Genomic DNA, 12,548 nt, shown 5'->3' on the forward strand with positions numbered 1-12,548 from the left:
CGAGGAGGTCATCGCCCTCTCCTGCCACGGCCGCGTTCAGGGCACCGGCGGGCGCAAGACGGTCGGTGGGGGGCCTTGGAAGCTCGGCGACCGCCTCTACCATACGTTTCTCTGGGGCGAAGTGCCGGACAACTACGGCCCATCCCTGAGCGACGACTACGTCGCCGAGCAAGCGGTCGAGTCTATCGCGCATCCGCCGAGCGAACCGTTCTTCATGCTGGTGAATCAGACATTTCCACACCCGCCGTATGCCGTCGCGGAGCCGTACTTCTCGATGTATGATCGGTCGCAGGTGCCGTTCCCGATTCGCCCGCCGGCCGGCTTCGCGGGCAAGCCGCGGATCCTGCCCCTGGTCCACCAGCGCATGCGCATGGACGAGGTCACCGACGACGAATTGCGCGAGATGGTCGCGGTGTACTACGGCATGATCACCAAGACCGACCGCAATCTCGGAAGCATCGTCGCCGCGTTGCAGGAGACCGGCGCGTGGGACAACACCGTCGTCGTCGCCACCTCGGACCACGGCGATTTCGTCGGCGACTATCAACTCGCCGAGAAGATGCAGAACACGTTCGAGGACGCGCTGGTTAATGTGCCGTTCGCCATTCGGGTTCCGGGGTGCGAGCCGCTGCCCGCTGCGTCGGAAGCGCTCGTGGAATTGATCGACCTGCTGCCGACGTTGGCCGAGGCTTGCTGCATCGAACTCGGCCACACCCACTTCGGCCGCTCGCTGCTGCCGGTCTTGCGCGGCGAGACAGGCGACCATCGGCAATACGTCTTCAGCGAAGGCGGCGGGCTGAAAGATGAGATTCATACCCACGAGACCGACCGCCCGCGCGAGAACATCTACTGGTCGCGCCCGGCCCTGCAGTTCACCCAGCCCGAGGTGCACGGCAAAGCGGTGATGATACGTTCGAAGGAATGGAAGTACGTGCGTCGCCTCTACGACACCGATGAACTCTACGACCTCAGAAACGACCCCGACGAAGTGGGCAATCTGATAGATGACGCTGCGCTCGCCGGCGTCCGCGATGAACTCGTCGCCGCAATGGCCACGTGGTTCATCGAGACCGGCGATCAGGTGCCGTGGCGGTGGGACTTGCGCTCCCCGCGGGAAGAGCATCCGGAGTGGTCGCAGGCCGCGGCGAGACACGGCTTTCTGCGCGACGGCGGTTGAAATGCGGGCCGATCGCGCTGCGACTGCTTGCGGACTACCCCGGTGGTATGGCCGCTGTCACCTTGATGAAGAAGCCCGTGAAATAGTACGCGGACGTGGACTCCGGCTCTCCGATGATTAGCCGCCCGCGCAGGGGATCCCCAATCACATAGCCATCCCGCGTGCGCTCGATTACGGCGACGAAATGCCCGGCGCCTCGGGCACCTCCCAATCGGACGCCGGCGACGCACGGAGGCTGGAGCTGCAACGCCGCGGCGTCGTTCACAACGATGGTGGCAGGCACCCCTCGGCGCTCTAGAGCACGAACCATGTACCAGTTCTCGGTACCCCTCGCGTAGGTATAACATTCCCGTGCAATCTGCCGCTCCGTGACCTGGTGACCCGCTACGCGCAGCAGGGTCGCCACACACGCCGGTCCGCACGAAGCGCTCGTGCTCTGAATGCACACTCCCTCTGACCAACGGTCACGGAATAAGTTCCAGTCAACCGGGAGTATAATCGGCTTGAGGTACGGGACGAGCAAGCCGAGCGCGAGCGCGCAGGGGAACGCCGCCATGCCGATCGTTCTCAGCGGCACGCGCCACCGTGAGGAACGGCGGTACAGAAAGCCCGCCAATAGGCCGGCGCCTCCCGCCGTCAACTCGCTGTATGGCAGCGCCCGAAACTCGTAGAACCATTGCGCGTCGTCGAATAGGTGAAGGTAGTACGTGGCCATGAGGAGCCCTGGAAGGGCCAGAACGCTGCCAAGGAGAAACACCAACGCTGAGCCCCACGTGGGGCGAGCCCTGCCTGAACTCTGTGCTCCCGCCGCGAACAGAATCCCTGCTAACAGGAACGTCGGGACGATCAGCGGATTAGCGCGCACGGCTTGACCTTACCAACGTTTTCCGCCGAACCACTTCTTGATGAACGGCCACGCGCCGGCGGAGTAGTACCGATGCCCGCCCTGGCCGACGTACAGCCGACACCGTTCCGGCACGCCAGCTACCTCGTACACGCGCTTGACCTGCGCGAACGCTTCTCGCACGTGCTTGATCGGGAATATCCCGTCGTCCTTGCCCGCAATCGCGCAGAATGCGCGCGGCGCGATGAGCCCCGCGACATCGTACATCTCCCCGAGCCGCATGACGCCCGGCACGTAGTTGCAGTCGCAGTGGTGGATGGTCCCGATGCTCCCGGCGAAGGTGCAGAAGTAGCAACTCGGCACCGCGACGGTGATGCGCGTCTCGCACGCCCCCGCGAACAGCGACGTCGTCCCGCCGCCGGAGTTGCCCGTGATCGCAATCCGCGAGCCGTCCACGTCATCGCGCTTGGCCGCCCAGTCAATCAACCGCGAGATATCCCACACGCGCTGGCCGATCGCCGTGCGACCCACCAGGAGCCCGTGCAGCAGTTCCGTCCGGCACGAACAGCCCTTGTCCTCCTCGCGGTCCCGGTTGGTCCTCGTCTCACCGAAACCACGTGTAGTCGGCGCGATGGTGACGTAGCCTTCGCGCACCGCCTGTACTGCGATGTCGCGCTGGCCCTCCGCGATGCTTAGCTTCTGCTGCTCGTTCTTCGGAAGGCCGACGTAAATGTCCGGGTCATTGTGACCGTGCGGCGTCAGCACCAGCGGGCGCCTGCCGGTCGCTCCCTTCGGTACCAGGAGCCAGAACGGCAGCGGCACGTCCGGCTCAGTCCAGAGATACCACTTCTCGCGCAGGTAGTCGCCGAGGTCGGTCGCCTCGGCCTTCTCCGCTTTGGGTTTATGTCCGGCGAGGTCGCGCTGCATATTCGTCACGCCGAGCGCCTCGCGCAGCCGCGGCCGGAACTTGCCCTGCCACGCTTTCAGCTCAGCCGGGGTCTTCGCCTTGAACGCGAACCGTCGGGGGACGCTTTCATAGAGCGCCTGGAAATGTGCTTCGGAGTCGTAACTGGGCTTCGGCATCATCGTGCTCCCATTGCGCGTGCTCTCGGGTGGCGCCGCTTGGTTCCCCAGCGCTTGCGCTCGGATTAGAGACGTCAGCGCCGCCCCGGCGGTCACCGCTCCCGCCGTGCGCAGCGACTTCCCGAGGAACTCTCTGCGTGTCACTCTCATCGGGAATGAGATCCTCCGCGCAATGATTAACCGCACGCGCTTCTCGGCCCTTCTCGCGGTTCGGCGTGCGCTGCCGCCGATGGCTTCTGGAACTCGAGCGCAGGGACGCGGCCTCGCCGGGGCGAATCTGACGCTGCACAAGGAACGTCGCGTCCCTGCGAAGGACACCGGAATGAGCCGCACGGCGCTCGCAATCGTCAACGTCGCGCCCAACCGCGTCGAACTCCAAGAGGTCGGCATACCCGATCCCGGGCCGGCCGACGTCGCCGTCCTCACGCGCCACTCCATGATCTCGAACGGCACCGAGCGCTCCGTGCTCGCCGGCGAACGCGGCTACGGCCGCGCCGAAGGCGACCCGGACGCGCCGCCGTTCCCCCAGGTCGGCGGCTATCAGAAGGTCGGCATCGTCGAATCGGTCGGGCGCAACGTGCGCGGAGTTGCTGAAGGCGACTGGGTCTTCGCGGCATTGGGTCGGATCGCGTTTCGCGAATTCCCCATGGCCGGCCACGTCGGCGTCAGCATCACGAACCACAACGATGTGCTGAAGCTCCCCGCCGGCCTCGATCCCGTCGCGGCGAGCGGCCTCGTTCTCACCCAGGTCGGCTACAATCACGGCTCGCGGCCGCCGGTAAGCGACGGAACCCGCGCCATCGTCGTCGGGGACGGATTGGTGGGGCTCTGGGCGGCGGAGACGCTCCAGGCCCGCGGCGCGGCAGTCCTGTTGATCGGGCGTCACGACGAGCGCCTGCGGACGTTCGAGGTCAGAGGCGACAGCCGCACCGCGAACGCGCGACTCACGGATGCGGATCAGGTCGCCGCCGATTTCTCCCCCGGCGGCGCCCACGTGGTGATTGACACGCTGACGACCGCCGATGACCTGCACGCATCTCTGCGCTTCCTCGCGCACGACGGCCACATCGTCGCCGGCGGCTACTACATCCATGGGCGTCATCTTATTGACTACATGCAGCTCACGGCGCGCGAGGCCACGCTCTACGCGCCCGGCGGCTGGACGCGCCGACGCCTCGAGCGCACGCTCGACTGGATCGTCAAAGGACATCTGCGCGTGCTCGACAAAATCACCCATCGCTGGCCCGTCGCCCGCGCGGCGGAAGCATACGACCTGCTCGTCCGCAGGCACGAGCCATTCCTGGCGATGGTCATTGACTGGTGACACCGAGGGGCCGATCTCCTGATCGGACCGAAAAAACATGAGAATCCTGCAGATCCAATCCCCTGGCCACGCGCCGCTGATAGAGGTCCCCGACCCCGTCGCCGGCGCGGGCGAAGTCATCGTTCGCATCGAGGCCGTCGCCAGTTGCCCGCACTGGGATATCACCATGATGGCCGGCCGCGACATCTTCGACCGCCCGGACTTCCCGCACTACCCCATTGTCCCCGGCCAGCCGGGCCACGAGATGACCGGCGTCGTCGAGAGCATCGGGCCTGACGTGACCCGGTTCGCGCCCGGCGATGCCGTGGTCACGTGGCGCACCATGGGGGAGGACAAGCCGGGCTACTACGCTGAGAAGGCCTGCGTGCCGATCGCGGACCTATTGCCGCGGCCAACCGAGCTGAGCGCGGCCGAGGCGGCCGGCTTCGAGATGGCAATGTGCGTCGCCGTATGCTTCCTCGCTCTGCCCGATCTCGCCGGACAGCGCGTCTCCGTCGGTGGACTGGGGCCCGCCGGGATGATCGCGGTGCAGATGGCGAAGGCGGTCGGCGCCGCGACCGTCATCGGGTTCGACCTGAACCCGCAGCGCTGCGCATTTGCACTGACCCTCGGCGCCGACCAAGCGCACGATCCCAACAGCGAAGCCGGGGCGCGGTTCATCGGCCGGGGCGAAGCGGACTATGCCATTGACTGCTCCGGCAGCGCGGCGTCGGTGCAGTTCCAGTTGGACGTTGTCCGCAAGGGCGTCGCGCTCTTCGGCGTGCCGCACGACGCGTACCGATTCGAGCCGCGCCATTTCGGGCTGACGCTGTACGGGTACAAAGGGCACACGCCTGAGGCGGCGCAGTACGCGATGGAGCTGCTCAGATCGGGAGCGGTGCGTCTCGCGCCGCTCAACACCGTCGAGCTGCCGCTCAGCCGGTTCGCCGAGGGTACGGCCCTACTCGCGGAGCAGAAAGCCCTGAAGGTCCTCTACCGCGCGGAGTAATCCGAACGCCCGCGCGGCGCATGATTTCATCGGAACGGGAGAGTCTCGTCCATGCCTCACAAGAGAATCGCGTGTCTCGGCGGCGGGGGGCTGTACTTCGCCGGCGTGCTCGGGGATATCGCCATTACCGCCGGCCTCGCGGGGAGTGAGATCGCTATCTACGATCTCGACCTGGAGAAGGCCGAGCTGATGGCCGGGTTGGGCAAGCGGCTCGCGGGTATGAGTGGCACTCGACTGCGCTTCCGCGCGTGCGCTAAGCTGGGGGATGCCCTCGACGACGCCGATTTCGTGATCGCCTCCATCGGCGGCTCCGGCGCCACCATGGGCGGCGTCTACGGCACCGACGCCCACGCGGCGGACCTCCTTATCCCGTCGCGCTACGGCATCTACCAACTCGTCGGCGACACCGGCGGCCCCGCCGGCATGATGATGGGCCTGCGCAGCGTCCCCGCCTACCTCGAGTTCTGCAGGGAAATGCGGAAGCGCTGCCCCGATGCCGTGCTCCTCACTCACTCCAACCCCATGGCCGTGCTCTGCCGCGCGATGATCAAGTACGGCGGCATCGAGCGCGTCATTGGCATCTGCCACGGCGTGCAGAACGGCGTGATGCAAGTCGCCGAGTTGCTCGGCGTCGAGCCGGAGCAGTTGGATACCGTCTGGATCGGCACCAATCATTACTACTGGTTCACGCGCATCCGGCTCAACGGCAAGGACGTCTATCCCGAGGTCATGAGGAAGGCCGCGGCGAGCAAACCGCCCCACGGGCGGCAAATGTCGCAACTCCTGTCGGAGGCCTACGGCTATCGTCTGGTCTATCAGGAGGACGGGCACGCGCTGGAGTTCTATCCGTTTCTCGCGCAAGTCAGCGATGCGATGGAAATGCCGTACGGCTACGGCGAGAGCCGTGGGCCGCGCTACGCGGAACTTGCGCGCAGGCGTCGGCGGAGAAAGTCGTCGCCGCAAAAGGAGGCCGCCCTTCGCAAGCAGCAGTTCAGCGAGTTCGCCGAACGGCTGGACAAGTGCGGCCTGCCGGTGCCGACGACCCCGATCCGCGCCGAAGGCACCGCGGGCATGATCGAGGCCATCGCCACCGGGCGCCGGGAAGTAAGGATCGTCAACATCCCGAACAAGGGCGTGGTGTCCAATCTACCGGACTATGCGATCCTCGAGGTCGAAGGCGTGACGGATACCTGCGGCGTGCGCGGGATTCAGGTCGGCGAGGCGCCGCTGTCGCTGATGGGTATTCTGCAGAAGCGGATCGCGTGGCAGGAGTTGGTCGTGGACGCGGCGGCGAAAGGCGACCGCAACCTGGCGCTGCAAGCGCTGCTGCTCGACGAGATGGCCATCGTCCCCGAGCAGGCGAAGAAGATGCTCGACGAACTCCTCGCCGCCTCGCGCGGTCTCCTTCCGCAGTTCGCGTGAGGGGTGCGGGGATGCGATCTGAACCGCGGAGAGCACAGCCCCCGCAGGGGTGATGCTTGTAGGGGCGCAGCAGGCTGCGCCCTCTCACGCTCATTCCGGGTTCCATGTGCTGCCCTGCGCCTCGCCGCGATGATATACCTTCACATGGCCATCGGCAAAGGCGAACACGTCCTGGCCAAAGTGGCGGGGCACATCAGGCAGACTGGTCGCAGTCCCGGAACCATTCCAGCCGAGATTGCCTTCAAACAGCATGATGGTGCGTCCCGGGTCGGGGATCTCCTGAATCCGCTCCCCACTCAGCGCTCGGTTGAACGCATAGCCTGATAACTCGGCCCGGGCCTCCGGGCAGACAAAGGCTCTGCTGTCCGCTATATACAGCGCGATGGCGTCGGACCAGTTCTCGGCTGGGGGCAAGTGATCATGATGCCGGTCGGCGTACATGAGCATGGCCGCTGCCAGGCGCTTCTCATTGCTGGCGCAACGATACATACTGCGATAGGGTCTTTGCGGCAACAGGTGAGGTGTCCAGATCGCGATCGTCAACAGTGACACGCCTATCCCGGCCAGCGCTGTGCCGTGATGAGAACGTCGCCCCCGGCCCCGCAGGATCTGCAACTCAGCAAGAACGCCGAGAACAAGGCCAGGAATCGCGACCAACGACAACGGTGGAAAAGGGAATGCCCCGCAGAAGCCAAGTGCTCCGAGCACGAGGGAAACTGGGGCCAGCCACCTGTTCCACGGAGCTTCAGCAGCTGCACGTTCTTGAGGTGCTCTCATTGCCGCGCTCACACGAAGAGACCAGACCCGGTGGTCAGTCAGTCGGCATTATGAGCTCTGGCGCTGTCAGAGTCAACACTCAGACCGCACTAACATCGGCAAGATGCGAGTTGCACCACGGCAGACTCGTTTCCTGCGCTCGTCATAACGCACCTCAGATCGGCCTCATCGCCAACAGCTCACCCGCTCCGACGCCGGACGGAACGCCGATGACATCGCCCCCGTCCGCGCCTTGAGGAGCACCTTCCGCCCCTCAACCGTCCGCGTGTAGATCAACTCGACCGCGCCGACGTTCCTGCGCCACTCCCGCGCGAAGAACTCCGCGAACTCCTTCCTCGCGCCGATGACGCCCGGCACCGCGTGGTAATCCTGGCGGTGAATGCTCCACAGGACGCTCTTCCGCGACAGCAGATATCGCGGGTTATCAATGGGGTCGAGCACTTCCCGCAGCGCATCGAGGTACACCGTCTTCTCGTACGTCGTCCCGCCCGCCAGCGCGCAGTAGACTTCCCCTGTCGGCCCCCTCTCGGCCATCACGGCAAGCTTGTGCTCCGGCGTCCGGACCGCGCCGACGTGCGTCAGTGCGCGCAGAACGACTCCGCCGACCTGCCGCATGCTCGATTCGATGGAGCCGTGCTTGACCAGCAACCACAACGCCTTCAGCATGCGTGGTGCCGCGGCCACCGCGCAGAGCAGGAACGCCAGGCTCGCAAGCGTCAGGTACCATTTCGGCGGGAGCGCGCCGAGGTCCAGCAGGCCCTCCCCGACGTCCAGCGCGAGATAGCCGCCGATGAACACGCCCTCCCAGAACAGCGCGGCGATTGTGTTGGCGAAGACAAAGCCGCGGGGAAGCGACAGCACGGGGGCGCGCAGTTCCTCCGCCGTCCGCATTTGCGTTCCGCGTTGCAGGGCTTCGCGCCACGCCTCCCGCAACCCGGCGCGATCCTCGGCACGCTCGATCATCCACCGGTTGATTTCCCGAACACGCACCTCCGAGTACGGCGCGGCCCCGATCCCCAATCGCCCGATGCCGCTCTCGATGACCGGCTCGTCAAGCGCCGGACCCATGAAGGCGCGGAATCGCCGCTTCAGTGTCTCCAGGTCGTCTCCGGGCTCGGCTGCGTCCGGCTCCACGCACACGAGGTGCCAGATGTTCGCGGTCTTCTCGGGGTCGTCAGCCTGCGTCCGGATGGCCCGCCCGCGCATCTGGTTGGACAGCATATACGACCCGACGAAGCTGGCGAGAACCAACGTGTTGACCGATGGCGCGTCCCAGCCTTCGCCGAGCAAGGACTTCGTCCCGACGAGCACGGTTATCGCGCCGGCTGAGAACAGCCTCGTCACGAGTTGCACGACGACGCTCGCCTCCGCACCCGCGATCTCGAGCCTCAGGTAGTCGGGGTCATAGGGGAGGGCTGTCAGGTTGATTCGCTCGGCCGCGATCCCCATGTCGGCAGCACACTCAACGAGCTTATCTTGCGCGCGCCGAGGAACTATGACGAGCGACCCGCTGAGTGCGCCGAGGCTGGGGCCGTCCAGTCCTTCGCGGCGCAGCCGCTCGAAGATGGGCACGACCCCGATGCGATTCAGGGGCTTGATGTCCTCTGGGCCGCCCGGCAGATCCGCCGCGCGGATGAAATCCGTCAGCACCACCATGCGCAGATCGCGCCCGAGCGCCGCGCTCTCCAACCTCACGACCTCGACCATGCTGTTGAGCTTGCTGATGCTGGAGGCCAGGATCCTTCTGATTCTCTCGGTGCTGCGCAGGCGAACCTGCCGCCGCTCGATCGCGCCGACGCGCTTTAGCTCGCGCTCCGTTGATTGGAGCAAGGCATCCTGATCGGCGAATTGCCCGCGATACCGGTACAGGCAGCGTTCGAGCAAGACTTCGCACCATTCCAGGTCGAACGGCGGCAGCTCTCGATCCGCCGCACCGAGTATCCGCAGCGCCTGCGGCGGCACGCGCCCGCCCACGGAGTTGAGGAAGATGACGATGCTTGAGAAATACTCGGGGTCGTCGAGGATCCGTTCCAACGAGGCGTCCGGCGCCGCCAGCCATGGATGGTTCTGGAGCGCGCCGATGAACTCCACGTCTTGTTTGAGGGCCCCAACCACGCGCTCCACTTCCGCGCGGAACGCGTGAATACGTGCCGCCTCCTCGGCGGACGGCGTCGAGAAGAACGTGTAGTCCTGATGCGGGCAGAGGTCGCCCGCCAGGACCAGCTCCGGCGCCGGCACCTCGGCGTCCACCGGCCCGCACAGCGCTCGGTAGCGCTCCCATTCGAAGGGCGAGACATCGTACGGCGGAGTGGCGGTGAGTGCGACCACGGTGGCGTCGGACATGGCGCTGCACACGCCGCGGAGCGTCCGCCACCACTCGCTGCGCAAATGATGAGCTTCGTCCACGACGATGGTGCCGATGCGGTGCTCTCGCAGAAGCCGGGCGGCAGCGCCGGTCGCGACCGGCGCGTCCTCGCGCAGGTCGTCGTCGCCGGCGTATCGGTCGTTGCCTGCTTCTTCTTCAGCCTCCTCGCTCTCCGTGCCGCCCGCGCACGCGACGTGCAGAGCCTGGTACGTGACCACGGTGACGAAGCCGGGCTCGCGAACGTCGGTTGAGATCCAGTCGGGCCGCTGCTCCGTCTCGGGCAGGAAGAGGTTCACGAAGCGCTCCACCCACTGGTCGCGGATGGTGAGCGTGGGGGCGAGAATCAACGCGGGCCGGTTGAGGCGGCGCACCACTTCGAGGCCGAGCACAGTCTTGCCTGAGCCCGGCGCGGCGACGATGTGCAGGCGGTTGTCCCCGAGGTGCTCATCGAGTTCGGCGAGCACGCGCGCCTGGTACGTCCGCCAGGGATACTTGAATTGAGCCTCCGCCGGAAAGCAGTCCATGTTAGCCCCTACTACGCCATTCGCTTCACGAATCGCGCCGCCGACAACGCGAGGATGGCGATCCCGATCGCCAGCAGCACCAGAATGTCCGGCCACAATATCGCCAGGCCCGCGCCCTTCAGGAAAATGCCCCGGATGATCGTCACGAAGTACGTGAGCGGCAGGAAATACGTGATGACCTGCACCGCCTTGGGCATGTACTCGATGGGGAAAATGAGCCCGGACAGCATAATCGAAGGCAGCATGATGAAGAACGCCGTCATCATCGCCTGCTGCTGCGTGCGCGATACGGTCGAAATGAACAAACCCAACCCCAGGCTCGTCATGAGAAACACGGCGGCGGACACGAGGAGAAGCACCAGGCTGCCCGCTACCGGCACTCGGAACCACGCCCGGGCCACGAACAGAATCAACAGGACGTCCACGAACCCGATGATGATGAACGGGATCGTCTTCGCCACCATCAGCTCGCGCGGCTTGATCGGCGTGACGATCAACTGCTCCAGCGTTCCGATCTCTCGTTCCTTGACGATCGCCAGCGACGTGAGCAGCATGGTCACGACGAGCAGGATCATGCATATCACGGCAGGCACCATGAAGTTGACGCTCTTGAGATCCGGGTTGTACCAGACGCGCGTGCGCTCCTCGACGCGCGGCAGTCTGACGATCCGCGCCCGCATCCCAGCGGCACGCTCCTCGAGCACGTCCTCCGAGAAGCGCCTCACGATTCCCGCGACGTAACCTAGCACGACCCCGGCGGTCGTCGAATTACTCCCGTCAACCACGACCTGTAGCGGGGCGCTCTTCCCCTGCGCCAGGTCGCGCGCGAAGCCCTGCGGGATCTCTATGGCGACTTGCGCCTCCCCCGTGTCGAGCAGCGCGGTGATCTGTTGCGGACGCGTGACATAATAGTCGAGGTCGAAGTACCCCGAGTTCGCCACACGGGCGATCAGGTCGCGGCTCTGGCGCGAGCGGTCGTTGTCGAGCACCGCTGTCGCGACGTGCTTGACGTCCGTCGTCGCGGCGTACCCGAAGATGATGAGCTGGAATAGCGGCGCGACGATGATGAGGCGCAGCATGCGCGGATCGCGCCGCACCTGGATGAACTCTTTCCTGACAATCTGTCGCACGCGCCGCCAGAGCATTGCCGCCGATTCTCCTAGAGCCGCTTCTTGAATTTCAAGGCCGCGATGACGATGGCCGCCAACGCGAACACGACGAGCGGCACCGCCTGCCGCCATAGCACCGCCGCGCCGGTGCCCTTGAGGAAGATCTCGCGCAGGATGACCAGGAAGTATCGCGCGGGTATCAGATAGGTGACGACTTGTATCGGCCGCGGCATGCTCGCGATCGGGAACACGAAGCCCGACAGCAGGAATGACGGCAGCATCGTCGCCATGATCGCAATGGTCATCGCGACCTGCTGCGAGTGGGCGACGGTCGAGATGACGAGCCCGATGCCGAGCGCCGCGACCAGGAATACGCCGGACAGCCCGAGCAGCAGCACCGGGCTCCCCCGCAACGGCACGTCGAACAGCAGCCTCCCCGCGGCCGTCACCATCACCACATCCACGAACGCAATCATCACGTACGGGACGAGCTTGCCGATCATCAGCTCGTAGGGCATGACCGGCGAAACCACAAGCTGCTCGATCGTCGCGCGCTCCCGCTCGCGCACCACGGTCATCGAGGTCAGCAACGCCGACAGCATCATCAGGATGACGGCGATCAGCCCGGGCACGATGAAATTGGTGCTTCTGAGTTCGGGGTTGTACCACACGCGCGGCCGGAAGTCCACGGGTTGCAGCGTCTCCGCGCGGGTCACGCCCGCTCTCGACGCTGCGGCCAGCGTGATCTGGTTGGAGTACCCCAGGATGATCGCCGATACGTAGCTCAGCGCGAGCGACGCCGTCCGCGGATCGGTGCCGTCAACGATCACCTGCACCTGCGCGCTCCTGCCCGCCGCGAGGTCGCGCGCGTAGCCGCGCGGAATCGCCAGCGCCACCTTGGCCGAGCCCCGGTCTATCACACGGTCAACCTCCGC

At 65.7% G+C, this 12,548-nt stretch carries 10 protein-coding genes; 4 read left to right on the forward strand and 6 right to left on the reverse strand.

Going from position 1 to position 12,548, the window contains the following annotated elements:
* The coding region (locus JSV65_09945; protein UCH36654.1) for a sulfatase-like hydrolase/transferase at positions 1 to 1,177 on the forward strand (1,177 nt) is incomplete at its 5' end.
* Between the two features lie 34 nt (positions 1,178 to 1,211).
* On the opposite strand, the gene JSV65_09950 is transcribed toward JSV65_09945, so the two are convergent.
* Complete coding sequence (locus JSV65_09950) at positions 1,212 to 2,042, reverse strand: hypothetical protein (protein ID UCH36655.1); 831 nt, start codon at positions 2,040 to 2,042, stop codon at positions 1,212 to 1,214.
* Positions 2,043 to 2,051: 9 nt separating this feature from the next.
* Positions 2,052 to 3,104, reverse strand: a complete 1,053-nt coding sequence (locus tag JSV65_09955) for an acetylxylan esterase (GenBank protein UCH36740.1) — start codon at positions 3,102 to 3,104, stop codon at positions 2,052 to 2,054.
* Positions 3,105 to 3,426: 322 nt separating this feature from the next.
* On the opposite strand from JSV65_09955, the gene JSV65_09960 reads away from it, so the two are divergent.
* The 3 genes from JSV65_09960 to JSV65_09970 are packed head-to-tail and all read left to right on the forward strand — an operon-like array spanning position 3,427 to position 6,838.
* Entirely contained in the window at positions 3,427 to 4,428 is a 1,002-nt protein-coding gene (locus JSV65_09960; protein UCH32922.1) for a zinc-binding dehydrogenase, read from the forward strand.
* Between the two features lie 37 nt (positions 4,429 to 4,465).
* The gene (locus JSV65_09965; GenBank protein ID UCH32923.1) at positions 4,466 to 5,416 is read left to right on the forward strand and encodes a zinc-binding dehydrogenase; all 951 of its coding nucleotides are present in this window, start codon (positions 4,466 to 4,468) and stop codon (positions 5,414 to 5,416) included.
* Between the two features lie 51 nt (positions 5,417 to 5,467).
* Complete coding sequence (locus JSV65_09970; protein UCH32924.1) at positions 5,468 to 6,838, forward strand: hypothetical protein; 1,371 nt, start codon at positions 5,468 to 5,470, stop codon at positions 6,836 to 6,838.
* Between the two features lie 90 nt (positions 6,839 to 6,928).
* On the opposite strand, the gene JSV65_09975 is transcribed toward JSV65_09970, so the two are convergent.
* The 4 genes from JSV65_09975 to JSV65_09990 form a co-directional block, all read right to left on the reverse strand.
* A complete protein-coding gene (locus JSV65_09975) occupies positions 6,929 to 7,381 on the reverse strand; it encodes a hypothetical protein (protein UCH32925.1) in 453 nt (150 codons plus the stop codon).
* A gap of 399 nt (positions 7,382 to 7,780) precedes the next feature.
* A complete protein-coding gene (locus JSV65_09980; GenBank protein UCH32926.1) occupies positions 7,781 to 10,504 on the reverse strand; it encodes a DEAD/DEAH box helicase family protein in 2,724 nt (907 codons plus the stop codon).
* 11 nt (positions 10,505 to 10,515) lie between these two features.
* Positions 10,516 to 11,649 carry an ABC transporter permease gene (locus tag JSV65_09985; protein UCH32927.1) on the reverse strand — a complete coding sequence of 378 codons (1,134 nt, stop codon included), beginning with the start codon at positions 11,647 to 11,649 and terminating at the stop codon, positions 10,516 to 10,518.
* Positions 11,650 to 11,663: 14 nt separating this feature from the next.
* On the reverse strand, positions 11,664 to 12,548 hold an 885-nt coding region (locus JSV65_09990), incomplete at its 5' end, for an ABC transporter permease (protein ID UCH32928.1).

Source organism: Armatimonadota bacterium (genome assembly GCA_020354555.1).
Classification (GTDB): domain Bacteria; phylum Armatimonadota; class Hebobacteria.